Here is a 25,185-nt window from a genome sequence, read left to right as displayed (position 1 = left end):
CCCAATCTTATTCCAGTTGGCATGAAGGCCGCATTTGTCGCAGGATGGGGCGTTGGACCCGTCCGCACCCACGCGCGCGACGGGCCGCCCCGGCGGTGTCGCCGGGTCAGGTACCGAACTGCGCACGTTGGCCCGCCTGCCAGGCGGACCGGTCGCACGCCTTGCGACTCCGGGGCTGAACGGAGTAGGCGGTGTGGTTGCTGCTGCTGGTCGGGTAGGCTATAAAGGCCCGCTTTCCCGGGCCCCGGGGAATCCAAGGAAGAGCGTTTCGTGGCTGCTAAAAAAACTGCAAAGAAGGCCGTCAAGGCCGCCAAGAAAACCGCCAAGCCTGTTGTAAAGAAGTTGGCGGCCAAGACCGTTGCCAAGAAGCCGGCTGCCAAGCCGGTCGGCAAGCCTGCATCCAAACAACCGGCGGCCAGGACGGCACCCGTTAAGAAGGCGGCCAGCAAGTCGCCCGCCAAGGCCGTCAAGAAGGCTGTCGCCAAGAAGCCTGCTGCCAAGACGGTGGTGGCCAAGAAGACCGTCGCCAAGAAGGTCGTTGCCAAGAAGTCGGCGGTCGCCAAGCCGGTTGCCACGCCCGCCAAGCGCGCGGCAGGCAAGCCGGTAACCAAGGCGCCCGTCAAAAAAACCGCGGCCGGCAAGCCGGCGGCCAAAAAGACCGTGACGCCTGCCGCCGCCAAACCCGCGGCCAAGCCGGCCCCGGCGAAGAAGACCGCAGTCAAGCAGGCACCGGCCACGCCGGTGAAGGCCAGCAAGACCGCCAGCAAGCCCGTGGCATCCAAGCCGGCTGCCAAGCCGGTTGCAGCACCCGTAGTGAAGTCCGCACCGAAGCCGGCATCGCCGGCGCCGGCCAAGTCTGTCCCGGCCAAGAGCGCGGCCAAACCTGTCACCTCTCCGGCCTCCGCGCCGGCGCCGGTCGCAGCCGCCCCCGCCTCCAAGGCCCCGCAAAACAAGAATCCCGTGCCCGTTTCGAAATCGCCTGCAAAAACCCCCGCCAAGTCCGAGTCCGCCCCCAAGCCGGTGTCCCGTCCGGTCGGCAAGGTCGCCGTTGCCGTGGCAGCGCGTTCGGCCGCCCCGGCCCCGCGCACCAAGGTGAAGGTGGTGGAATACAAGACTGACGAAGCCACCGGTCGTCCGATCCTGCCCGACGGTTACAAGCCGAGCGCGGAAGAGGAATACATGAGCCCGCTGCAGCTGGAGTATTTCCGCCAGCGCCTGCAGCACTGGCGCAATGATCTGGTGGAAGAATCCAAGCAGACCATCGCGAATCTGCAGGAAGAAGTGCGTGATATCGGCGATGAGGCCGAGCGCGCCACCCGCGAGACCGAGAACTCGCTGGAACTGCGTACCCGTGATCGTTACCGCAAGCTGATCGGCAAGATCAACAGCACGCTGAAGCGTCTGGAAGACGGCGACTACGGTTTCTGTGTCGATACGGGCGAAGAAATCGGCCTGGATCGTCTGGAAGCCCGCCTGACCGCTGAGCGCACGATCGATGCGCAGGAGCGTTGGGAGCATCTGCAGAAGCAGCAGGGCGACTGATCGCGCTGTTGGTGTTGCTGTTCTACGGAAAACCCGGCTTCGGCCGGGTTTTTTGTGGCTGTTCGCTTTTGGATTGGCCGTTCGTGCAGAGCGCTGGCGCCTTGATGCCTCGTGCTTGGAGTGGGTCGGGCAGCCCTGTCCGGGACCCGCCGTGAACCCATCCATGGGGGCTCGTAGTGCGCCATCCATGGCGCACTACGGTCCCGGCCAGGGCCACCCGACCCACTCCCGACAGGTTCATGGGTCGGCGGAGGGAAGGGCTTGGACTCCCGCGTCCGACACGGTTTCGGCCGGCTGCCAGTGCCGGTTGGATCGTCGGGACATGCCGGGTGCTGGTCCGGATGTTTGTCCCGCGCTTTGCGCGGCATCCACGCATGGCGTGGATCTACAGGCGTAGCGGGTGCGGTCGATCTTCGCCGTCAATCCCGCGCAAGCAACTTACTGTCCATGGGTGGACGGGTAGCGCAGTGAAGGACCGTGTGCGGCATGGATGCCGCACTACGAGCCCCCATGGATGGGTTTACGGCGGGTCCTGCACTGCGCTGCCCGGCCGCCCAACCGCAGGATCAGGAAGGCGCCGAGCCGACAGCGCACGCAACCCAACCGCGCAGCGCCAGCCAACTTGCCAGCCAGCCCGGGCTCCAGCTGGGGAGCCCCAAGCGGCCAGCCGGCCAAATCCTCAATGCAGATCGCGCAGATTCAACCGCCGCAGCGTCGGATTCTTCCAGGCCGTGATGCCCGCCACGCTCAACACCGCAAAGCCACCCAGCACCACCGCCGGGACCAGCCCCAGCAGCTTCGCCATCGTGCCCGCATAGAACGCACCCAGCTCATTCGACGAACTGATGAAAATGCCATTGATCGACGACACCCGGCCGCGCATCTCCTCCGGCGTCGCCAACTGCAGAATCGTCGAACGCACCACCACCGACACCCCGTCGAACGCACCGTAGAACAGCAGGATCGCCGCCGACAGCCAGAAATTCGACGACAGCCCGAAGCCGATCACGCACAGACCGAACCCCGCCACCGCGAACAACAGCACGCGCCCCGCATTGCGCTGCAGCGGCCGCCGCGCCAGCCACAGGCCGACGCATACCGAGCCGAGCGCCGGTGCCGCACGCAGCACGCCCAGCCCCTCCGGGCCGTGGTGCAGGATCTCGTGCAGGAACGCCGGCAGCATCGCCACCACGCCGCCGAGCAGGACCGAGAACATGTCCAGCGCCATCGCCCCGACCATGATCCTGTTGCCCAGCACGAAACGACCGCCCTCGGCGATGCTCTTGAAGATCGGGGCCGCCGGGCCCGTGTGCACCGGCTCGGAGACCCGCAGCGCCGCCAGGCAGCCCAGCGCGATCAGCGACACGCCGACCGCTACGCCATAGGCCACGCCCTTGCCGCCCCAGGCCACCAGTGCGCCACCCAGTGCCGGGCCGAGCACCATGCCCGCCTGGAACACCACCGCGCCCAGGCCCGCACCGCGCGCGTACTGGGTGCGCTCGAGCACGCGCGCGAACAGCGCGTTGTAGATCGGCGACAGGAACGCGCGGACCATGCCGGTCAGCGCGATTGCCGCATAGATCGGCCATACCCCGTGGAAGGGCAGCCAGCCCTGGGCGACCGCAGTCAGCACCAGGGCCGTCATCACCAGCCCGCTGCACGCGACCATGCCCAGCCGGCGGCGCGGCAGGTGGTCGACAAGGTAGCCGGCAAACGGGGCCACGCAGAAGAACGGCAGCACCTCGGCCAAGCCGACCAGGCCCAGCGAGAACGGATTGCGGGTGACTTCGTAGATGTGCCAGCCGACCGTCACCGCGACGATCTGGTAGGAGAGCATCGCGAAGATGCGGTACGCCAGCACCAGCGAAAAACCCGGGCGGGCCAGCAGCTGCAGGGCGCTGTCGGGCTCCTGCGGATCGGCAGAGACCGTCACGACTGTGCTTGGGCGGTGTCGCGGATGAAGGCCAGCATCGCCGCCACGCCATTGCTGCGGGTTGGCGAGAGGTGGCGCGACAGCCCGATGTCCTGGATGTAGCTCGGTTCGGTGGCCAGGATTTCGGCCGCGGAACGGCCCGAGTACACGCGCAGGGCCAGGTAGATCAGCCCGGAGACGATCGCCGAGTCGCTGATCGCGTGGAAGCGCAGCGACGCGGCATTGCCCTCCGGCACGATCCAGACCATCGACTGGCAGCCGAGCAGACGATGCTCCTCGGTCTTCCACTCGTCCGGGAAGGTCGGCAGCTTGCGGCCGAGGTCGATCAAGTACTGGTAGCGCTCGGACCAGTCACCGAAGAAGGCGAATTCCTCGGCGATGGCGGCCTGGGCCTCGGCAGGGGTGGGTTCGAGCGGGAACGGGGATGCAGGGGTCATGGGGGTACTCCAGGCCGGTCATGCGCCTTCCGTGGTCTGGCCGTGATGGTTCGAAGGAGGCACCCGGCCATCCGTGGCCGGGTCTGTGTCGTGGCAACGCCCGATGGATCGGGCAGTATCTGGCAGCGCCCGGCGGTCAGTCGGGCGGTCTTTCAGCGCTTGCGCGACCAGCGTACGCCCTGGGCGGTGTCTTCCAGCACGATGCCTTCGGCGGCCAGCTGGTCGCGGATCGCATCGGCGCGGGCGAAATCGCGGGCCTGCTTGGCCGCCGCACGCGCGTCGATCAGGGCCTGGATGGCGGCGTCGTCATCGTGGCCGACCGCCGTGCCGAACCACGCGCCCGGATCCTGCTGCAGCAGCCCCAGCGCCAGGCCGGCGCCGAGCAGGGTGGACTTCCAGTGCGCCTTGTCGGCGTCGGCGGCCTTGCGCGCCTCGCCGGCGATGCGGGCCAGTTCGGCCAGCGCCTGCGGTGTATTGAGGTCGTCATCCAGCGCGGCCTCGATCTCGGCCGGGATCACTGCCGTGGCTTCCACGTCGACCAGGTCGCGCAGGGTGCCGTACAGACGGTCCAGGGTGCGCACCGACTGCTCGATCAGCGCATCGGACCAGTCCAGCGGCTGCCGGTAGTGGGCCGACAGCAGCGCGTAGCGCAGGGCCTCCGGGGCATGCTGGCGGACCAGGTCGTGCACCCGCTCGATGTTGCCGATCGACTTGCTCATCTTGGCGCCGCCGAAGTTGAGCATGCCGTTGTGCAGCCAGAACCGGGCGAAGGTCTGCCCACCGTGCGCACACTCGCTCTGCGCGATCTCGTTCTCGTGGTGCGGGAACTGCAGGTCCACGCCGCCGGCATGGATGTCGATGGTCGGACCCAGGTGGGCGGCGGCCATCGCCGAGCACTCGATGTGCCAGCCCGGGCGGCCGCGGCCCCAGGGCGATGCCCAGCCGGGCAGGTCGTCGCTGGAGGGCTTCCACAGCACGAAGTCGCCCGGGTCGCGCTTGTACGGGGCCACGTCCACGCGTGCACCGGCCAGCATCTCGTCCGGGTCGCGGCGCGAGAGCTTGCCGTAGTCGGCGTAGGAGCCCACCGAGAACAGCACATGGCCCTCGGCCGCGTAGGCGTGCCCGTTGGCGATCAACTGCTCGATCATCGTGACGATCTGGGGGATGTGCGCGGTGGCTTCCGGCTCGATGTCCGGCGGGACCACGCCCAGCGCTGCCATGTCCTCGCGGTAGGCGGCGGCGAAGCGGTCGGTGATCGTGCTGATCGGCACGCTCTGCTCGCGCGCGGCCGTGTTGATCTTGTCATCCACGTCGGTGATGTTGCGGGCATAGCGCAGGCCGCCGAAGCGGCGCCGCAGCAGATCGGCCAGCACCCCGAACACCACCGGGCCACGGGCATTGCCGATGTGGACGTAGTTGTAGACCGTGGGGCCACACACATACAGGGTCGGACAGGTCGGATCGAGCGGGGTGAACGGTTCGAGCTGGCGTGTCAGGTTGTTGTGCAGGCGCAGGGTCATGAGGGTCGGGAGCGGGGGTAAGCGGTCGATTTTAGAACGTGTCGGGGGCTTTGGGGGGATGCGGGGAAGGGCAGGTGGGCGGCGGGGCCGGCCGGCGGGATCGCTGAAGGCTTCAGCCGATCCGGCCCGTGGGGGCGGGTTCCGGGGCCGCGGGTGGGTCCGGCCTATGGGCAGAAACGTCGCGGAAGGGTAATGTTCAGCCCCTTGTGCTTGGCACTGCCTAAACTATCCCCCTTGTCCTTTTCCTTGTTGCCAATGAAATCCGCTTCGTTGTTGACGCTGGTCTGCCTGCTCGGAAGTGCCACCTTCGGGGCGTGCGCCCAGGACGGTGAGGTGCGCAACCGGGTGGTGATCGTGGAGAACGTCAAGTTCGACTACGCCCAGGTGCTCAACGTCGAGCCGGTGTTCCAGACCCTGCGCGCCACCCGCACCGAGGAGCACTGCGAGCCGATCTCGACCCGCACGCTGGCCCCGGTCAACGTTACGGGGGAGGAGCCGCAGGAAGACAAGGGTCGGTTCGGCCGCTTCATGGACTCGGTGCGCTCGATCTTCCGCCGCGAAGACGGCAGCACGGACGAGAACGGCTATTCCGAGACCGTGGTCGTCGAGACCGCGCCGGCCAATACCGGCCCGCTGCTGACCCGTGACTGCAAGATCATCCCGGTCGGCCGCGAGTTCCGCCGGCCGATCGCCTACGACGTGGACTACGTCTACAAGGGCACCAAGTACCGCTCCCGCCTGCCCGAAGATCCGGGCAACCGGCTCAAGATCCGGGTCTCGATCACCCCTTGGATCGGCAACGAGCAGGCTGGCGGCGCCAACCCGTGACCCCCGGCATCGCCCCGGGGGTGGATGGCTTCAACCTGAATTTTCATTCAGGCCTTGCACGCACTCCGGGTGCATGCAAAGATGGGCGGCCATGAAACTCACCGACTTCCAGCACGACACCAGCGCCGCCCGTATGGCTACGGGCATGACGTCGCGTGCCCGCCGACCGGAACCCCACATTTTCGCTGGGTAACCGGAGCTTCGTGCTGTCTGTTCGGAAAACCCAGCCCCCGCGCTGGGTTTTTTCGTTTCTGCGATCTGAAAAGTTTCATCTGTATACGTTTTGTTGAGCCCTGAACGCGCCCCGGCGCCCCCAACCTCCGCCGGAAACGGTGGAAAACCAGCCGCAAAGGATCGATCGATGTCCCTGAAGCACTTCCTGAACACCCAGGACTGGAGCCGCACCGACCTGGATGCCCTGCTGACCCAGGCCGCGCTGTTCAAGCGCAACAAGCTGGGCGACGAGCTCAAGGGCAAGTCGATTGCCCTGGTGTTCTTCAATCCCTCCATGCGGACCCGCACCAGCTTCGAGCTGGGCGCGTTCCAGCTGGGCGGCCATGCGATCGTGCTGCAGCCGGGCAAAGACGCCTGGCCGATCGAATTCAACCTGGGCTCGGTGATGGACGGGGACACCGAGGAGCACATCGCCGAAGTGGCCCGGGTGCTGGGTCGCTACGTCGACCTGATCGGCGTGCGCGCCTTCCCGAAATTCATCGACTGGACCAAGGACCGCGAGGACGAAGTGCTCAAGAGCTTCGCCAAGTACTCGCCGGTGCCGGTCATCAACATGGAAACCATCACCCACCCGTGCCAGGAACTGGCCCACGTGATGGCGCTGCAGGAGCACTTCGGTACCCAGGACCTGCGCGGCAAGAAGTATGTGCTGACCTGGACCTACCACCCCAAGCCGCTCAACACCGCCGTGGCCAACTCGGCGCTGACCATCGCCACCCGCATGGGCATGGACGTGACCCTGCTGTGCCCGACCCCGGATTACATCCTGGATGAGCGCTACATGGAGTGGGCCGAGCAGAACGTCGCCGAGAGCGGCGGTTCGCTGCAGGTCAGCCATGACATCGCCAGCGCCTACGCCGGCGCGGACGTGGTGTACGCCAAGAGCTGGGGCGCGCTGCCGTTCTTCGGCAACTGGGAACCGGAAAAGCCGATCCGCGACCAGTACAAGCACTTCATCGTCGACGAAGCCAAGATGGCGATGACCAACAACGGTGTCTTCAGCCACTGCCTGCCGCTGCGCCGCAACGTGAAGGCCACCGACGGCGTGATGGATTCGGCGCAGTGCATCGCGATCAACGAAGCCGAAAACCGCCTGCATGTGCAGAAGGCGATCATGTCGGCGCTGGCAGGACGATAAGCAGCACGGCGGCCGTAGAGCCACGCCATGCGTTGCTTCGCGGCGCCCAACGAAGAGCAGCCACGCATGGCGTGGCTCTACCGCCCCGAAAAACGCATTCCACATTGCATTCCACTTGGACCTGACCCCCATGAGCAAGAAAGACATCGTCCTGGCCTTCTCCGGCGGACTCGACACCAGCTTCTGCGTGCCTTACCTGCAGGAGCGCGGTTACAACGTGCACACCGTGTTCGCCGATACCGGCGGCGTGGATGACGAAGAGCGCGATTTCATCGAGAAGCGTGCCGCCGAGCTGGGCGTCGCCAGCCACGTCACCGTCGATGGTGGCCCGGCGATCTGGAGTGGCTTCGTCAAGCCGTTCGTGTGGGCCGGCGAAGGCTACCAGGGCCAGTACCCGCTGCTGGTCTCCGACCGTTACCTGATCGTGGATGCCGCGCTCAAGCGCGCCGCCGAACTGGGCACCAACATCATCGCCCACGGCTGCACCGGCATGGGCAACGACCAGGTCCGTTTCGATCTGGCCGTGAAGGCACTGGGCGATTACCAGATCGTCGCGCCAATCCGCGAAATCCAGAAGGAACACACCCAGACCCGCGCCTACGAGCAGAAGTACCTGGAAGAGCGCGGCTTCGGTGTGCGCGCCAAACAGCAGGCCTACACCATCAACGAGAACCTGCTCGGCCTGACCATGTCCGGCGGCGAGATCGACCGTTGGGAAGCGCCGGGTGAGGGTGCCCGCGGCTGGTGCGCCCCGCGCAGCGAATGGCCGGTCGAGCCGCTGACCGTGACCCTGAAGTTCGTCGAAGGCGAAGCCGTCGAGCTGGACGGCAAGGCGCTGCCGGGTGAGCAGATCCTGGCCAAGCTCAACAAGCTGTTCGCCGCGTACGGCGTGGGCCGTGGCGTCTACACCGGTGACACCGTGATCGGCCTGAAGGGCCGCATCGTGTTCGAAGCGCCGGGCCTGGTCTCGCTGCTGGCCGCGCACCGCGCGCTGGAAGATGCGGTGCTGACCAAGCAGCAGAACCGTTTCAAGCCGGACGTGGCGCGCAAGTGGGTGGAGCTGGTGTACGAAGGCTTCTACCACGACCCGCTGAAGACCGACATCGAGGCTTTCCTGAAGTCCTCGCAGACCAAGGTCAACGGTGAAGTGGTGCTGGAGACCCGCGGTGGCCGTGTGGATGCCGTGGCGGTGAAGTCGCCGCACCTGCTCAACACCAAGGGCGCTACGTATGCACAGTCGGCCGATTGGGGCGTGGAAGAGGCCGAGGGCTTCATCAAGCTGTTCGGCATGAGCTCCACGCTGTACGCGCAGGTAAACCGCTAAGGCGATTCACCGGGGTGCCGGCCGCTGGCCGGCGCCTCGCAAGGCCGATGGAGGGTAGTGCCGGCCGCTGGCCGGCTCGTGGCACGGCTGGATCATTGCAGAGCCGGCCAGCGGCCGGCACTACCGATTTTGAACCCTACGGATATCCAGAAACATGTTGGAACAGACACTCGATCACCTGCAGCAGCTCGTGTCCTTCGACACGCGCAATCCGCCGCGTGCGATCACCACCGGCGGCATCTTCGACTACCTGCGCGCGAACCTGCCCGGGTTCAACGTGGAGGTGATCGACCATGGCGACGGTGCAGTCAGCCTGTATGCGGTGCGTGGCACCCCGAAGTACCTGTTCAACGTGCACCTGGATACCGTGCCCGACTCGCCGCACTGGACGGCCGACCCGCACCTGATGCGGCGCACGGACGACCGCGTGATCGGCCTGGGCGTGTGCGACATCAAGGGCGCCGCGGCCGCCCTGGTGGCTGCTGCGAACGCCAGCGATGGCGACGCCGCGTTCCTGTTCTCCAGCGACGAGGAGGCCAACGATCCGCGTTGCATCGCAGCCTTCCTCGCCCGTGGCATTCCGTATGAAGCGGTGCTGGTGGCCGAGCCGACGATGAGCGAAGCGGTGCTCGCGCACCGTGGCATCAGCTCGGTGCTGATGCAGTTCAAAGGCCGCGCCGGGCATGCTTCAGGCAAGCAGGATGCGGCCGCCAGCGCCTTGCACCAGGCGATGCGCTGGGGCAACCGCGCGCTGGACCATGTGGACACCCTGGCCCATGCGCGCTTTGGCGGGCTGACCGGCCTGCGCTTCAACATCGGCCGGGTGGAAGGCGGGATCAAGGCCAACATGATCGCGCCCGCGGCCGAGGTGCGTTTCGGCTTCCGGCCGCTGCCATCGATGGACATCGATGCGCTGCTGGCCACGTTTGCCAGCTTCGCCGAACCGGAGGCCGCGGTGTTCACCGAGACCTTCCGCGGGCCGAGCTTCCCGGCCGGCGATATTGCCGAAGCAGAAAACCGCCGGCTGGCCGCGCGTGACGTGGCCGATGCGCTGGACATCCCGATCGGCAACGCGGTGGATTTCTGGACCGAGGCCTCGCTGTTCTCGGCCGGGGGTTACACCACCCTGGTGTACGGTCCGGGCGACATCGCCCAGGCCCACACCGCCGATGAGTTCGTGACGCTGGAGCAGCTGCAGCGTTACGCCGCGTCCGTGCACCGCATCATCGCGCGCGGCGCGTGATCCAATGACGCCGTCGTGGCTCTCCACTGACGGAACTCCCATCGCGGCCCCGGCCGCCTGCGACGATATCGAAATGCCTTCTTCCCAGCCCCACCGCCAGACCCGTCAGACCATCGTGCGCCTGCTCTCGAGCATGGCCAGCGCGAAGGAGATCAGCCAGTACCTCAAGCGTTTCTCGCAGCTGGACGCCAAACGCTTCGCCGTGGTCAAGGTCGGCGGTGCGGTGCTGCGTGATGATCTCGATGCGCTGACCTCCTCGCTGTCGTTCCTGCAGGAAGTCGGCCTGACCCCGATCGTGCTGCATGGCGCCGGCCCACAGCTGGACGCCGAACTATCGGCGGCCGGCATCGAGAAGCAGACCGTCAACGGCCTGCGCGTGACCTCGGCCGAAGGCCTGGCGATCGTGCGCCGGGTGTTCCAGGCCTCCAATCTGCAGCTGGTCGAAGCCCTGCAGCAGAATGGTGCGCGCGCGACCTCGATCACCGGCGGCGTGTTCGAAGCCGAGTACCTGGACCAGGACACCTACGGCCTGGTCGGTGAGGTCAAGAAGGTCAACCTGGCCCCGATCGAAGCCAGCCTGCGCGCCGGCTCGATCCCGGTGATCACCAGCCTGGGCGAAACCCGCTGCGGGCAGATCCTCAACGTCAACGCCGATTTCGCCGCCAACGAGCTGGTGCAGGAACTGCAGCCGTACAAGATCATCTTCCTGACCGGCACCGGCGGCCTGCTCGATGAAGAAGGCAAGGTGATCGACTCGATCAACCTCTCCACCGAGTACGACCAGCTGATGCAGCAGCCGTGGATCCATGGCGGCATGCGGGTCAAGATCGAACAGATCAAGGACCTGCTGGATCGCCTGCCGCTGGAGTCCTCGGTGTCGATCACCCGGCCGGCTGACCTGGCCAAGGAGCTGTTCACCCACAAGGGCTCCGGCACGCTGGTGCGCAAGGGCGAGAAAGTGCTGCGCGCCACCGCGTGGGACGAACTCGATCTGCCGCGCCTGAAGCAGCTGATCGAATCCAGCTTCGGCCGTACCCTGGTGCCGGACTACTTCCAGAAAACCAAGCTGCTGCGCGCCTATGTCAGCGAGAATTACCGCACCGCAGTGATCCTCACCGACGAAGCCGAAGGCGTATACCTGGACAAGTTCGCGGTGCTCGACGACGCGCAGGGCGAAGGCCTGGGCCGCGCGGTCTGGAATGTCATGCTGGACGAAACCCCGCAGCTGTTCTGGCGTTCGCGCAACGGCAACCCGATCAATCACTTCTACTACGCCGAATCCGATGGCTGCTACAAGCAGGGCCACTGGAAGGTGTTCTGGTTCGGCGCCGACGGCTTCGACCGCATCAAAGCGTACGTCGAGCATTGCGCCGCACGCACCCCCAGCCTGGAGGGCTGAACCTGATGAATCTTGCCGATTGGACCAAAGTCCCCACACTGGCCGGCGCACATGCCCGGCTGGAGCCGCTGCAGATGGCGCACATCGATGGCCTGCGCGGTGCACTGGGGGATGGCACTTTGTCCAAGCTCTGGTACACCCAGGTGCCCAGCGCGAAGACCATGACCGGCTACGTCCAGGCCGCGCTGCAGGCGCAGGCCGAAGGCAAGGTGCTGCCGTTCGTGGTCCTCAACGAGGCCGATGAGGTCGTCGGTACCACGCGCTACTACAGCCTGGAAGCCGAGGTGCCGCGCCTGAGCATTGGCTACACCTGGTACGGCGAGGCCGCCCAGCGCACCGGGATCAACACCGAAACCAAGCTGCTGCTGCTCACCCACGCCTTCGAGCGGCTGGAATGCCTGAGCGTGGTATTCGAGACCAGCTGGTTCAACTTCACCTCGCGCACCGCGATCGCGCGCCTGGGCGCCAAGCAGGATGGCGTGCTGCGCAACCACAAGCGCCACCCGGACGGCACCCCGCGCGACACCGTCATCTTTTCCATCATCGATGCGGAATGGCAGGGGGTGAAACGCCACCTGCAGCACCGCCTGGACGCACACGCATGAGCACCACGACCTTCACCGTCGGCATTGTCGGCGCCCGCGGCCATACCGGCGCGGAGCTGATCAAGCTGATTGCCGCACACCCCCACCTGCAGTTGGGCTTCGTCTCTTCGCGCGAGCTGGCCGGCCAGCGCGTGAGCGACCACCATAGCGACTGGCAGGGTGAACTGCAGTTCGAAAACCTGGATGCCGACGCGGTCGCCGCCAAAGGCATGGACGCGGTGATCCTGGCGCTGCCCAATGGCCTGTCCGCACCGTTCGTCACCGCGCTGGATGCGGCGAAGCCGGAGACGGTGATCGTCGACCTGTCGGCCGATCACCGCTTCGAGCCGAGCTGGTACTACGGCCTGCCCGAACTGACCCGTGGCGACTACCTGGGCCAGAAGCACATCAGCAACCCCGGCTGCTACGCCACCGCGATGCAGCTGGCGATCAGCCCGCTGCTGCAGCAGCTGGCCGGCCCGCCGCAGTGCTTCGGTGTCTCCGGTTACTCCGGTGCCGGCACCACGCCCTCGGACAAGAACAATCCCGAGCTGCTGCGCGACAACCTGATGCCGTATGCGCTGACCAACCATGTGCACGAGCGCGAAGTCACCGCGCACCTGCGCGTGCCGGTCGAGTTCATGCCGCATGTGGCGCCGCACTTCCGCGGCATCACCATGACGGTGAACCTGTGGCTCAATACGGTGGTCAAGCGTGAGGACGTGATCGCGCTGTACCAGAAGTACTACGCCAATGAAGCCCTGATCGAAGTGCTCGACGAAGCACCGTGGGTCAGCCGCATCGCCGGCCGGCATGGCGTGCAGATCGGCGGCTTCGACGTGGCCCCGGGCGGCAAGCGCGTGGTGGTCGTGGCGACCCTGGACAACCTGCTCAAGGGCGCGGCGACCCAGGCGATGCAGAACCTCAACCTGGCGCTGGGCCTGGACGAACTGGCCTCGATCCCGCACTGAATTCCCACGGCGCTGCGCGGCCCCTGCGCGCGCCCTGACAACCCGGCGGAGCGAATCCGCCTACGGAGCAAGACATGGCAGACCTTCTGTGGCAGAAGCCCGGCGTCGCGGTAGACGCCAAGATCCAGACCTTCCTGGCCGGCGATGATGTGATCCTGGACCGCGAGTTCTTCCTGTACGACGTGGCGGCCAGCAAGGCGCATGCGCAGGGCCTGGAGAACATCGGCATCCTCGGCAACGACGAGCGCGTCGGCCTGCAGCGCGAGCTGGACGTGCTTGCAGAGGATTTCCGCAGCGGCGCGTTCGTGCTGGATGAGCGCTTCGAGGATTGCCACTCGGCGATCGAAGCGCGCCTGACCGAGCGCCTCGGCGATGCCGGCCGCAAGATCCACACCGGCCGCAGCCGCAACGACCAGATCCTGGTCGCGACCCGGCTGTGGCTGAAGGACAAGCTGCTGCGCGTGGCCGAGTTGAGCCGCGAGATCGCCAAGGTCGCGCTCGACCGTGCCGAGGCCGAGAAGGACCTGCCGGTGCCGGGCTATACGCACATCCAGCGCGCCGTGGTGTCCTCGGCGGGCATGTGGTGGGCCGGCTGGGCCGAGGCCTTCATCGACAATGCGATCCGCGCGCACGACACCTTCAACCTGGTCGACGCCAATCCGCTTGGCACGGCCGCCGGCTACGGCGTGAACCTGCCGCTCGACCGCGCGCACACCACCGAGGCGCTCGGTTTCGCACGGATGCAGATCTCGCCAATCTACGCGCAGCTGTCGCGCGGCAAGTTCGAGCTGGCCGCACTGGAAGCGCTTGGCGGTGCCACCCTGGATCTGCGTCGCATTGCCTGGGACCTGTCGCTGTTCACCAGCGGCGAGTTTGGCTTCGTCGCGCTGCCGGCGCAGTACACCACCGGCAGTTCGATCATGCCGAACAAGCGCAACCCGGATGTGATCGAGCTCATGCGCGCTACCCACGCCAGTGTGGCCGCGGCACGGACCGAAATCGAGCAGCTGCTGTCGTTGCCGTCGGGCTACCACCGCGATCTGCAGAGCAGCAAGGGCGCGATCTTCCATGGTTTCGGCCGTGGCTTGGCCGCGCTGGAACTGCTGCCGGCGCTGCTGGCCAACCTGGAATGGCGCGACGACAAGCTGCGTGCGGCGATCGACTCGGGCATGTACGCCACTGATGTCGCCGTGGAAGCGGCGGTGGCCGGCGTGCCGTTCCGCGAGGCCTACAAGGCCGCGGCCGCCGCGGCGGATACGGCCGGGCAGGGGCGTACCCCCGAAGGCAGCCTGGCCGCGCGCGTGTCGCCCGGCGCGGCGGCCGACCTGCGGCTGGATGCGCTGCGCGCCCGCTGGGCCGCACTGGTGTAATCACGACGGCGGCCGCAAGGCCGCCGTTTTTGTAACGTCTTGCCGGGCACTGCCCGCGAAAAGGACTCACATGAAAACCTGTTACCTGGTAGTGGTCACCCGCACCCCCGACTTCCGCGATGAGGTCGGTGCCGAGCACGTGCGCTTCCTCGATGAGGTGCGGGCCCGCGGGCAGCTGCTGCTGACCGGTGGCTTCACCGACAAGAGTGGCGGCGCCTACGTGCTGCAGGACATCGCCGACCTGGCCGCAGCGCAGGCGCTGGTCGACACCGATCCGCTGCTGGTGCACGGCAGTGCCACCGCCCGCATCCACGAATGGAGCACGCGCTGAGCGCGCCGATCACATGAACCAGTCCGTGCTTTCGCCGTTCACCGAACAAGCCGTTCCGCAGTGGAAACGTGCCGTCCTCAAGGTGGGCAGCAGCCTGCTGGCGGCCGATGGCGGCGGCCTCTCGCCGCGCCACGCACTCGGCCTGGCCCAGTTCGTCTCGGCCAATGTGCTGGCCGGTCGGGAGGTGGTGATCGTGTCCTCCGGTGCGGTCGCGGCCGGCCGGGCGATCGTGCCCCGCGCGCTGGAAGCCGGGGCGGCGATGGCCGCGCGGCAAGCGCTTGCCGCGCTGGGCCAGGCGCAGCTGATCGGGCTGTGGCAGCGCTTCTTCGAGCGCCCGGTGGCCCAGGTACTGCTGACCCACGACGACCTGCGCAATCGCCGCCGTTACCTCAATGCCCGCGCCACGCTCAACGAGCTGCTGCGGCTGGGCGCGCTGCCGGTGGTCAACGAGAACGACACGGTCTCGGTGGATGAGCTCAAGCTGGGCGACAACGACAATCTGGCTGCCACCGTGGCCGCGTTGATCGACGCCGACGTGCTGTTCATCGCCACCGATATCGACGGCCTGTACAGCGCCGATCCGCGCCGCGATCCGCAGGCACGGCCGATCCACGATGTGCCTGAGCTGACCGTCGAGGTGCTGGCGATGGCCGGGGGGGCCGGCAGCGGTGCCGGCACCGGCGGCATGCATACCAAGCTGGAGGCGGCGGCCAAGGCGGGCCGCGTCGGCATCGAGACCTGCCTGTTCAACGGGCGCAGTGCCGAGGTCGTGCGTGCGCTCAGTCAGGGGCGCCTGTTCGGCACCCGCATCCACGCCGCGCAGACCCGCGTGGCGGCACGCAAGTACTGGCTGCGCCACGCACCGCTGGAGCCCGGCGCGATCCTGGTCGACGCGGGCGCCGCCGATGCGCTGCGTGGCAAGGGCGCCTCGCTGCTGCCGGGCGGTGTGGTCGGCGCGGAGGGTGACTTCCGCCGCGGCGACATGATCGAGATCCGGCAACGCACCGAGTCCGGCGAGGTCTGCCTGGCCCGTGGCGTCAGCCAGTACTCGGCCAGCGACATCCGCCGCGTCGCCGGGCGCCACTCGCGCGACATCGAAAGCGTGCTCGGCTACAACTACGGTGGCAACGTCATCCACCGCGACGATCTGGTGTTGCTGTAAAGCGTAAGAACATCCACGGTAGAGCCACGCCATGCGTGGCTGCGCAACCTGGGTCTGTTCGACATCCCCCAGCCACGCATGGCGTGGCTCTACCGTGTCTTTTCAAGGATATTGAGATGGTCGCCAGCTCCACTACCGACATCCGCACCCAGGCGCTGGCCTGCCGCGAGGCTACCCGGCACCTCGCCCAGCTGTCCTCCGCCGCCAAGGCCGCTCTGCTGGAGGCGATGGCTGCCGCGTTGGACGCCGATACCGATGCGATCCTCGCCGCCAACGCGCGCGATCTCGCCGCGGCGACGGAGAAGGGCGTCGGGACCGCGATGCTGGACCGCCTGGCCCTGAACCCGCAGCGGCTGGCCGGTATCGCCGCCGCGCTGCGCGAGGTGGCCGCGTTGCCCGATCCGGTCGGGCAGGTCACCCGCGACGATGTGCGCCCGAATGGCATCCGCGTGCAGAAGGTGCGCGTGCCGCTGGGCGTGATCGCGATGATCTACGAAGCGCGCCCGAACGTGACCGCCGATGCGGCCGCGCTGTGCATCAAGGCCGGCAACGGTGTGATCCTGCGCGGTGGTTCGGAAGCGATCCACTCCAATACCGCCATCGCGGCGTCGCTCAAGCGCGCGCTGCGCGAGGCCGGTGTCGCCGATGCCGCGCTGACCCTGGTCGAGGACCTGCGCCGCGAGACCATGCTGGCCCTGCTGCAGCTCAACGACCTGATCGATCTGGCGATCCCGCGTGGAGGGGAAGGCCTGATCCGCTTCGTGGCCGAGCACGCACGGGTGCCGGTGATCAAGCATTACAAGGGCGTCTGCCATCTGTACGTGGACCGTGCCGCCGATCCCGCGCGTGCACTGGGCCTGCTGGTGGACGGCAAGTGCAGCCGCCCCTCGGCCTGCAATTCGCTGGAGACGCTGCTGGTGCATGCCGACATCGCGCCGACCTTCCTGCCGTTGGTGGCGCAGGCACTGGCCGGGCAGGGCGTGCAGGTCCGTGCCGATGCGGTGGCGCGGCAGTGGTTGCCCGACGCCGGGCCGGCCAGCGACGACGATTACGCCGCCGAGTACCTGGACCTGATCATCGCGGTGCGCGTGGTGAAGGACCTCGATCAGGCACTGGCGCATATCCAGCAGTACAGCTCGGACCATACCGAAGTGATCGCCACCGAGGACGCGGTCGCCGCCGAACGCTTCGTGCAGGCGCTGCGGTCGGCCGTGGTCATGGTCAACGCCTCTTCGCGGTTCTCCGATGGTGGCGAGCTGGGCCTGGGCGCGGAGATCGGCATCTCCACCACCCGGCTGCACGCCTATGGCCCGATGGGACTGGAAGCACTGACCGTCGAGCGCTTCGTCGTCCGCGGCGAAGGCCAGACGCGCGCGTGACCCGGTAGAGCCGGCCGCTGGCCGGCTCCTCCTTCGCATCCTGGCAATCCGTGGAGCCGGCCAGCGGCCGGCATTACCGGTCCGCCAACGCCCGCGCGATTACCCGTACGCGACCGCCAATGCCTGCGCGGTGACCCGTACCGGCCGCGCGTGCTCATCCAGGTGCAGCGTCACCGACTTGCCATCGGCCAGCGACGCGGCCACGGAGGCACTCGCGCCGAGGTCGTGCGCGATCTCGGCGCGGGTCACATCGTCATGCGGCAGCCGACGTTCCTTGCCCGTGAAGCGCATGCGGTTGTACTCGGCCCAGGCGATCAGCAGCGCCGCGCAGCAGAGCAGCATCACCGGCAGCGCGATCACCACGAACGGGTCGATCGTCTGCTTCTGTTCGTACAGTTGCGCCCAGGCCATCTGCCCGCCCAGCAGCCACGAGATCAACGTCACCAGCGGTGCCCACAGGTAGAAGTAGAACGCCCAGAAGGCGATGGTGACAAAGCCCCAGGCAGTGCGCTGCAGGCGCGGCTGCTGGCGCGGTTTCTGGATCAGCCGCGAGTCGAAGCGGCGGGTGGATTTGACGGTGTTCATCGGATACCCCGGTCAGGACTGACCCAGACCGCGCGCTTGCCACGACGTTTGAAGATCGTCTTGGGGAACGCCACCAGGGTCGTGAACAGACTGATGAGCCAGTACGCCATCGGGTACCAGATCACCCAGAAGTAATTACGTCCTATATGCGTTTCGTAACGGCGGTCGATGATCAGACTGCTGGCGAACTGCAGCAGGCAGACCAGGGCCAGGATCACGCCATGCCACTGCGGCAGCAGCGTGGCGATATACAGATCAGGCGGCAGCTCCATGAACTTGCCCAGCGCCCACAGCACGATGATCGCCAGCATCGTGTACGCCCACAGCACGCTGAGGATGTACTCCATCAGCACCCCCCACATCCGCCGCTTGCGCCAATGGAACAGCGAGCCGCCATGCCGCAGCAGTACTTCCACGCCGCCCTGCGCCCAGCGCAGGCGCTGCCGCCACAGTCCCTTCAGCGTTTCCGGCATCAGGATGAAGCACAGCGCATTGGGCTCGTAGCGGATGTCCCAGTGGTCCAGCTGCAGCCGCCAGCTGATGTCGATGTCCTCGGTGACCATGTCATCGGACCAGTAACCGATGCGATGCAGGGCGGTACGACGGAACGCGGCGATCACGCCGGAGATGGTGAAGATGCGCCCGTACACCCGCTGCGCACGCTTGATCATGCCGATGATCGAGGAGAACTCGGCCACCTGCAGCCGGCCCAGCAGGGTGGACCGGTTGCGTATGCGCGGGTTGCCGGTGACGGCGCCCACGCGTGGGCCGGAGGTCAGGTGCCAGACCATCCAGTGGGTGGCGTACTCCTCCAGTATCGCATCGCCATCGATGCAGACCAGGAACTCCGAGCGCGCCGCCAGCGCCCCCATGCGCAGCGCGTTGGCCTTGCCCATGTTGCGGTCCAGGTGCACGACACGCAGCCGGGGATGCAGGGCGGCCAGGGCATCCAGGCGTGCTCCGGTGTCGTCGCTGCTGCCATCATTGATGGCGACCACTTCGAAGTCCGGATAGTTCTGCCTGAGTGCGGAGTCGAGCGTGTCCTGCAGGTTCTCCGCCTCGTTGTGGCAGGGGATCAGGATCGAGGCGGACGGGTAGGCGGCCATCGGCGGCGGATCATTGCGGTCGCGCGCCTTGCGTTCGCGCCGGAAGAAGTAGTACAGGCCGCCGGACATCCAGAAGAACGCCATCACCATCGGGTAGAAGAAGGCGAACTGGAACAGAATGTAGAGAAGAGGATGCATGGCGACCTCACTTTTCCTCGTACGGGAAGCTGCGGGCCGACATGGCCGCGCGGGCGTCATACGTGGAGGGACGTCCGGCGATGAAGTCATCCGGATACGAGGCGAAATGGCGCACGCCCTGCGCCTGCAGGCGACGGATCTGCGCGCGCAGGCGGTCGCCGGGGATCGGCTTGCCAGTGCGCCAGTCCAGCGTCTGCAGCTCGAACATCGTCTGCGACAACTGCGGATCGTGCTGCCTCACCGCCACCACCAGCCGGTCCAGCCAGCGTTCCGGGCTGCGGCTGCCTTCCATCCACGGCATCGCCATCAGCGCGGTGTGGTCGTAGGCCTTGTTGAACAGGTCCAGGCGCTGGGCGAACCAGCTCGCGCTCTGCGGTTCCAGCACGGGCTGGGCATACAGGTTGCGCACGGTGCCCAGCTTCGGCCGCCAGCGCTGGGCGGCATTGCGCAGCTCCAGGGTGAAATCGATCAGCGCCTGGGTACGTGCACCGTCATCGCCTTCCTGCGGCAGCCGGGTCAGCTCGGTGTCGCGCAGGTAGGCGTCATCGTGGAACAGCAGGCCCTCGAAGTACGCGTTGATCGCCAGGTCTTCGTAGATGTCATCGATGATCCGACGCACCTGCGGCCGGGTGAAGTCCAGCCGGAAGATGCCGTCGCTTTCCGGGCTCTCGATGGCCAGCGCCCTGCGGATGGCCGGATCCTTGAGCTCGTAGCCCAGTACCGGCAGCCAGGCGAACACCTTGACCCCGGCGCGTGTCTTGAGCTGCCACGCCACCCGGTTGAACAGGTCCGCGCGCATCGGCAGATGCCGGTTGGGGAAGTACAGCGCATCGGCCGACCCGTTGCCGTCGGGATCGGCGAACGCCTGAAGGAACACGTGGGTTGGGCCGATCTTCTTGACCCGGTCGATCAACGCATCCAGGTTTTTGCCCTGTTGCACCGGGTCGGCATCGTAGACCGCATCCAGGTCGATCTGCAGCGCACGCATCCCATCGCGTTCCACATCGCGACGCAGTTCGTAGGCCAGCTGCACCACGGTCGGGTTGTTGGTCACCAGCAGGCGCGCCAAGCCGTGCAGATCGCGCTTGACCGGGGTGCTGCGGCCTTCCAGATCGAACGAGACCGGCATGCCCAGCTGCTCGGCGATATCGTTGCTGAGCGCGTTGTACGCGGCGTACGGCCACACGATCGCCTTCGGGCTGACACCGACATTGCGCTGGATGCGTTCCACGCTGCGGCCCAGATCGGCGCGCAGGCGGGCCTCGTACTCGGCCGCGCTTTCATAGGTCCTGCGGGTCGGGTCGTAGATGCGCGTGATCACCGCCGGCGTCTGGTTGCCCTGCGGGTTGGACTGCACGCCGTGGTGCAGGTTGTCGGTGTGGCTGGCCAGTTCGATCAGCCCGCTTTTCTGCATCTCGCGCAGCTGCGCCCAGGTCAGGAAATCGTCGCGGGTGAAGGGGCGGTAGCCGTAGTCGATCTGGCGCCCGGCCGGCATGTCCACGTAGTCGGTGATCACCGCCACCAGCGCAGGATAGTTGTAGGCGCGCAGCAGCGGGAAGACCTTGCTGTACACGCTGCGCAACCCGTCATCGAAGGTCAGCAGCACCGGCTTGGGCGGCAGGGGCGTGCCCCCCTGTGAGGCGGAGATCAGCTGCGACAGCGAGACCGGGTGGTAGCCATGCGCGGACAACCAGTCCAGGTGCGCAGCAAAGTTCTGCGTGCTGACCGCATACGCATCCGGGTCCCCGCGCTCGGCCACCTCCTCGCGGACGTCGTGATAGCTCAGCACAAGCAGGCCGTTGTCGGCGGCATCGAGTGCGGCCGGTGTCTGCTGTGCCTGTGCCGGCAGCACCACGGCGAGCAGGGCCAGCAACAGCCAGTGGGACCAGCGCTTCATGTCGATGTGCCGCATCTCATTCTCCCCACCGCAGGCCGGCATCCAGGCCGATGTGTCGTTCCCGCTGTCCGTCATAGACCGGTCGCGACCAGCGGATGCCGTACTCGAAAATGCGGCCTTCGCCGAGCTGCCATTCGTGGCGGTACTCGGCCGAGGGCACGATCGCGCTGCCATAGCCCTGCTGCCAGTACTGCCCCACCGAAACGGTCAGGCGATGCCTGAAGTGGCGTTCGTAGTGGCGCCACAGCTGCTGGTCCACGCGCAGGCCGATCTCCACCGACCGATCCTCGGAGGGGTTGAAGTAGGGCACGTCGTCGCGGCTGCCGCGGCTGGCGTACAGACTGCCGAGACCGTCCACGAACACGGTCGGCCGGGTCATCAAGCGCTGTTCGATGGCGGTGCTGACGGTGTCGCGGCGGTTGCCGTCGTCGTAGCGGAACCGGCTGGCGCCCAGGCTCCAGTGGGTCCGCTCGTCGCGCCGGTAGTCGGCCGCGAGCGCGATGCTGTCGGCGGTGATGCCGGAGGCGCGCGCCTGCATCGAGGCCTCCGGGTCGTTGCGCGCGGCGGTGATGCCGGCATGCCACTGATCGCTGAACTGCCAGCCGAACCCGGCACTGAGACCGGTCTCGCCGATGTGGTCGTTGGCGCGGTTGACGAAGGCTTCCGCATCCGCGCGGCCGTAGCGGTAGCGCGTGCCCGCGCCGAGCCGCAGCGGGTCGATGGTCTGGTCCTGGAAATCCACGCTGCGCCGATCGGCGAACGCGACCAGGCGCCAGCGGTCGTCCAGCACCGGCGACTGCACTTCCACGCCGTAGCGGCCGTCATCGTTGCCCAGCGGCGAAGCACCGCCACCGCCGGAGCTGCGGCCACCTTCGGCGTAGGCATGCCACTGCCAGCCACGGTGCGCACGCCAACTGCGGTCCATGCGCTGCACGGACGGCTGGTTGGGGTAGGCGGCAAGCAGGGTGTCGTGGATCGGCCGCGCCAGATCATCGCGCTGTACCTGCACGTAGGCGTCGTACTGCCCAAGGCGCGCCGGCACATCGCGCGGGTCCAGCGTGTTGGCCATGCTGTAGCGCTCCAGCGCCCGCCGTGGCCAGCCGCGCATCAGGTAGACGTTGCCCAGCGAGGATTGCGTGCCGGTGTTGCCGGGCCCGATCTCGACCATCTTTTCCAGATCGCGCTGTGCGGTGGGCAGGTCGCCGCTGTAGGCGCGCACCATGGCCAGGTTGAGGTCGGCCTCGTAGCGCGGCCAGTTGGGGTACGGCGCCTTGGCCCCGTTGGCCCAGCGCCAGGCCGGCTCATCGGCCTGCCAGCGCTTCAGCAGGGCGATCGCGGTGTCGGCCTGCTCGTCTTCCAGGTACGCATACGCGAGCTCGGAGCGGGCCTGCGGCAGCGACGGATCGGCCTTGAGCGCGGCCTCCAGCACCGGGATCGCTTCGTCCGGATGCTGGGTGGCCATCAGCGAATCGCCGACCGCTGCCAGCAGATAGTTGGGGACGGGGTGACCCTCGGCGAGCAGGCCGCGGTACTCATCGCGCACCTGTGCATGGCGCCCCAGCCGGTTGAGCAGGATCAGACGGTCATGGCGGATCCGCAGCGGCGCCTGCTGCACCGTGGTGCCATCGCGTTCGAGATACTGCTGCATCTGCACCAGCGCGGCGTCGGCTTCGTCCAGGCGGGTGTCCTCGCTGGGGCCATAGGCCAGGCTCCAGCCCACCAGCTTGGCCAGGTAATTGCCTTCCAGCCGTTCTTTCTGGGCGGTGTCGAACAGGTCGGGGCGGGCCAGATACAGCTGCCACGCGCGGTACGCGTTGCCGATGTCCGAGAGGGTCAATACCTGAAGGCGATACAGCAGGGTGTCATCTGGTGACTGCACCCGGGCCCGCTCGATCGCCGCCAGCGCATCCAGCCATTGGGCGTGGTCCCGGAACTGGCCGATTTCGGCCAGGGCGTCGGCCCGCGGTTCGGCGGATGAGGCAGCCGGAGCGGAGAAAGCGAGTGCGGCACATGCCAGGCCGACGCCGAGCGCCAGCGGCCGATGGTCGTACATGGAACCCCCCTTGGAGCATCCTTTCGAATGGCATTAGCGTCATAAACTGTGACGCACATCACATGCCAGTCGTGCCTGACTGCGCGCTTGGTGCCAAATCGCCAAGAACCGGGTACGGCCGATCAGCCCCCGGGTGGCACCCGGAGGGGAGGAACAAGTCGTTGAAATACTGAAGATTCCCGCCATGTCGCCAGCATGGGGAACGCACTCCGTCGCGATGAAGCTGTTCATCCCGCTGGCGATGCCAGCGGACCCGAACATCACCCGTTGCCGCGCAGCGGGTCAGTTAGCGACACGCTACGTCAGCTGTTGCGCACAGCGCGTGTAGATGGACGCAGCGGGGCACTCACCACTGGTCTTCGAGCTTCTGCGGTTTGCAGGCAACCCAGGAGGCGCACAACAGGACTACCGCGCACACCACCAGGAAGCCGAACGGCAGGTGCCAGCCGCCGCTGACCGCATGCAGCCAGCCGAACAGGAACGGGCCCAGGCAGCTGAACGCATAGCCCACGCCCTGCATGAAGCCGGACAACGCGGCCGAACCGGCCGGGGTGCGGGTGCGCAGGTTGATCAGGGTCAACGCCAGCGGGAAGGTCGACGGCCCGATGCCGAGCAGCACCGCCCACAACCACGGTGCCTTCATCGGGGCGAACAACAGGCCGGCGAAGGCGATCAGGAAGGCGCTGAAGCCGATCAGCACCAGTCCGAAGGGATTGCGCAGGCGCACGGCCAGCGCCGGCATGGTCAGTGATGGCAGCAGGCCGCAGGCAGCGAAGATGGCGACCATGATGCCGCCGAAGGCCGGCGTGGCACCGGCTTCGACCACGATCCGCGGCAGCCAGGTGAACATCGAATAGGTCATCAGCGAGGTCATGCCGAACATCAGCGTCATGCCCCACGCCAGGGGCGTCTTCCAGACCTTGCCGTGCGGCGCACTGGACGGGTCGTTGGCGGCGCTGATGGTGTCCGGATGCGGGCGCGCACGCGAAAGCATCAGCCACGGCAGCGCGGCGGCGAGCGACATCAGCGCCCAGATGCCCAGCGACACGCGCCAGCCGGCCTGCTGCGCGACCGGCACCGCCAGCAGTGCCGGCATCATCGTGCCGATCTGCAGCACGGTGATGTAGAGCGTGCTCATGGTGCCCACGCGGTTGGCGAAGTAGCGCTTCACCAGCGGCGGTACCACCACGTTGCCGATGCCCATGCCGGCGAGCGCCACCACCGAACCGAACAGCAGGCTGCCCACGCCGCCGGCCATCGAGCGCAGCAGCAGGCCCACGGTGGCCAGGCTCATCGCCAGCAGCGCGGTGCGCTCCAGGCCCAGGCGGCGCGCCACGGCCGGGGTGGTGACGCCAAACAGCGCGAAGGCCGCGGTGGGCAGCATGCCGAGCACGCCGGTCATCGTGGTGCCGAAGCCGAACGTCTGGCCGAGCACATCCAGCAGCGGGGTCAGCGAGGTGACCGCAGTGCGCAGGTTCAAGGCGGCCAGCAGGATCGCGGCAAACGCCAGCAGGCGTCCGTGCAGCAGGGACTGGGACGGTGAGGTGGGGTGAGTCATCAGCATGTTTCCTGACAGGTGGCGCACCGCGGCCATGCCGGCGCGCGGGTGCAACGGCAGAGACCGGCCAGCGGCCGGCATCTGCGGGGTAGGGGACTGGGCCGGCGCCGAAGGCGAGGCCAGGACCGTCCATTGTACGGGTTCGATCCCGGCAGGTCGCGCCGGCAGCCGCCGGGGGGGCTGACATGAGTGGCGGGCAACGTGCAGGGTTGTACGATGAGCCGGGCAGTGCGCGTCGTGGCCGTACCATGAGTGTCCCGCGTGCAGGAAACAGGCTTCTACTGGCCGGTACGACGTTGATGCTCGCCAGTTGTGGCATCGGCGGCATGTGGATGGGGATATACGCAGTCGATATCCCGCATGCCAGAAGCAAGGCGGCTGCGGACAACCAGGACGAAATGCATGAGGCAGGTTCGGAGGCAAGGACATGCGAGGGGGTACACCTCGCTGCTG

The 25,185-nt window shown here is 67.1% G+C and carries 20 protein-coding genes; 12 read left to right on the top strand and 8 right to left on the bottom strand.

Annotation, left to right across the window (positions count from 1 at the left end; all coding sequences use genetic code 11):
- The first annotated feature begins 270 nt into the window (after positions 1 to 270).
- Complete coding sequence (gene dksA, locus AB9O74_RS12270) at positions 271 to 1,542, top strand: RNA polymerase-binding protein DksA (RefSeq protein WP_369349475.1); 1,272 nt, start codon at positions 271 to 273, stop codon at positions 1,540 to 1,542.
- Positions 1,543 to 2,221: 679 nt separating this feature from the next.
- Here dksA and AB9O74_RS12265 read toward each other — a convergent pair.
- The 3 genes from AB9O74_RS12265 to cysS all read right to left on the bottom strand — a co-directional run bounded on the left by AB9O74_RS12265 (position 2,222) and on the right by cysS (position 5,432).
- Entirely contained in the window at positions 2,222 to 3,475 is a 1,254-nt protein-coding gene (locus AB9O74_RS12265; protein ID WP_176989406.1) for an MFS transporter, read from the bottom strand.
- The gene (locus tag AB9O74_RS12260; RefSeq protein WP_176989407.1) at positions 3,472 to 3,912 is read right to left on the bottom strand and encodes a SufE family protein; all 441 of its coding nucleotides are present in this window, start codon (positions 3,910 to 3,912) and stop codon (positions 3,472 to 3,474) included. The genes AB9O74_RS12265 and AB9O74_RS12260 overlap by 4 nt, the downstream gene beginning before the upstream one ends.
- A 152-nt stretch (positions 3,913 to 4,064) precedes the next feature.
- The gene (cysS, locus tag AB9O74_RS12255; protein ID WP_369349474.1) at positions 4,065 to 5,432 is read right to left on the bottom strand and encodes a cysteine--tRNA ligase; all 1,368 of its coding nucleotides are present in this window, start codon (positions 5,430 to 5,432) and stop codon (positions 4,065 to 4,067) included.
- Positions 5,433 to 5,687: 255 nt separating this feature from the next.
- Here cysS and AB9O74_RS12250 point away from each other — a divergent pair, with 255 nt between their 5' ends.
- From AB9O74_RS12250 to AB9O74_RS12200, 11 genes are all read left to right on the top strand, one after another.
- On the top strand, positions 5,688 to 6,260 hold the full coding sequence (locus tag AB9O74_RS12250; protein ID WP_369349473.1) for a hypothetical protein: 573 nt from the start codon (positions 5,688 to 5,690) through the stop codon (positions 6,258 to 6,260).
- A gap of 361 nt (positions 6,261 to 6,621) precedes the next feature.
- Entirely contained in the window at positions 6,622 to 7,632 is a 1,011-nt protein-coding gene (locus AB9O74_RS12245; protein WP_369349472.1) for an N-acetylornithine carbamoyltransferase, read from the top strand.
- A 130-nt stretch (positions 7,633 to 7,762) separates the two neighbouring features.
- Complete coding sequence (locus tag AB9O74_RS12240) at positions 7,763 to 8,956, top strand: argininosuccinate synthase (RefSeq protein WP_369349471.1); 1,194 nt, start codon at positions 7,763 to 7,765, stop codon at positions 8,954 to 8,956.
- A 154-nt stretch (positions 8,957 to 9,110) separates the two neighbouring features.
- Entirely contained in the window at positions 9,111 to 10,199 is a 1,089-nt protein-coding gene (locus AB9O74_RS12235) for an acetylornithine deacetylase (protein ID WP_369349470.1), read from the top strand.
- 73 nt (positions 10,200 to 10,272) lie between these two features.
- On the top strand, positions 10,273 to 11,598 hold the full coding sequence (locus AB9O74_RS12230) for an acetylglutamate kinase (RefSeq protein WP_176989413.1): 1,326 nt from the start codon (positions 10,273 to 10,275) through the stop codon (positions 11,596 to 11,598).
- A 5-nt stretch (positions 11,599 to 11,603) separates the two neighbouring features.
- On the top strand, positions 11,604 to 12,203 hold the full coding sequence (locus AB9O74_RS12225) for a GNAT family N-acetyltransferase (RefSeq protein ID WP_369349469.1): 600 nt from the start codon (positions 11,604 to 11,606) through the stop codon (positions 12,201 to 12,203).
- The gene (argC, locus tag AB9O74_RS12220; RefSeq protein WP_176989415.1) at positions 12,200 to 13,153 is read left to right on the top strand and encodes an N-acetyl-gamma-glutamyl-phosphate reductase; all 954 of its coding nucleotides are present in this window, start codon (positions 12,200 to 12,202) and stop codon (positions 13,151 to 13,153) included. The genes AB9O74_RS12225 and argC overlap by 4 nt, the downstream gene beginning before the upstream one ends.
- Positions 13,154 to 13,227: 74 nt before the next feature.
- Positions 13,228 to 14,523 (top strand): argininosuccinate lyase, encoded by a 1,296-nt coding sequence (argH, locus tag AB9O74_RS12215; RefSeq protein ID WP_179458471.1) that lies wholly within the window; start codon positions 13,228 to 13,230, stop codon positions 14,521 to 14,523.
- Between the two features lie 70 nt (positions 14,524 to 14,593).
- Entirely contained in the window at positions 14,594 to 14,854 is a 261-nt protein-coding gene (locus AB9O74_RS12210) for a YciI family protein (protein ID WP_176989417.1), read from the top strand.
- Positions 14,855 to 14,867: 13 nt separating this feature from the next.
- The gene (gene proB, locus AB9O74_RS12205; protein ID WP_369349468.1) at positions 14,868 to 16,016 is read left to right on the top strand and encodes a glutamate 5-kinase; all 1,149 of its coding nucleotides are present in this window, start codon (positions 14,868 to 14,870) and stop codon (positions 16,014 to 16,016) included.
- Positions 16,017 to 16,132: 116 nt separating this feature from the next.
- Positions 16,133 to 17,395, top strand: coding sequence for a glutamate-5-semialdehyde dehydrogenase (locus AB9O74_RS12200; protein WP_369349467.1), 1,263 nt, complete (start codon positions 16,133 to 16,135; stop codon positions 17,393 to 17,395).
- 99 nt (positions 17,396 to 17,494) lie between these two features.
- Here the strand turns inward: AB9O74_RS12200 and pgaD are convergent, their stop codons facing one another.
- From pgaD to AB9O74_RS12175, 5 genes are all read right to left on the bottom strand, one after another.
- Positions 17,495 to 17,980, bottom strand: a complete 486-nt coding sequence (gene pgaD / locus AB9O74_RS12195) for a poly-beta-1,6-N-acetyl-D-glucosamine biosynthesis protein PgaD (protein WP_346478174.1) — start codon at positions 17,978 to 17,980, stop codon at positions 17,495 to 17,497.
- Positions 17,977 to 19,224 (bottom strand): poly-beta-1,6-N-acetyl-D-glucosamine synthase, encoded by a 1,248-nt coding sequence (gene pgaC, locus AB9O74_RS12190; RefSeq protein ID WP_369349466.1) that lies wholly within the window; start codon positions 19,222 to 19,224, stop codon positions 17,977 to 17,979. The genes pgaD and pgaC overlap by 4 nt, the downstream gene beginning before the upstream one ends.
- Before the next feature lie 7 nt (positions 19,225 to 19,231).
- Entirely contained in the window at positions 19,232 to 21,121 is a 1,890-nt protein-coding gene (gene pgaB, locus AB9O74_RS12185; protein WP_369349465.1) for a poly-beta-1,6-N-acetyl-D-glucosamine N-deacetylase PgaB, read from the bottom strand.
- Between the two features lie 16 nt (positions 21,122 to 21,137).
- The gene (gene pgaA / locus AB9O74_RS12180) at positions 21,138 to 23,174 is read right to left on the bottom strand and encodes a poly-beta-1,6 N-acetyl-D-glucosamine export porin PgaA (RefSeq protein WP_369349464.1); all 2,037 of its coding nucleotides are present in this window, start codon (positions 23,172 to 23,174) and stop codon (positions 21,138 to 21,140) included.
- Between the two features lie 346 nt (positions 23,175 to 23,520).
- Positions 23,521 to 24,732 (bottom strand): MFS transporter, encoded by a 1,212-nt coding sequence (locus AB9O74_RS12175; protein WP_176989424.1) that lies wholly within the window; start codon positions 24,730 to 24,732, stop codon positions 23,521 to 23,523.
- Between the last annotated feature and the right edge of the window lie 453 nt (positions 24,733 to 25,185).

Origin of the sequence: Stenotrophomonas sp. JAG2 (assembly GCF_041080745.1) — a bacterium.
GTDB classification, from domain to species: Bacteria; Pseudomonadota; Gammaproteobacteria; order Xanthomonadales; family Xanthomonadaceae; genus Stenotrophomonas; species Stenotrophomonas maltophilia_AA.
This window is presented reverse-complemented; position numbering and strand designations above follow the sequence as displayed.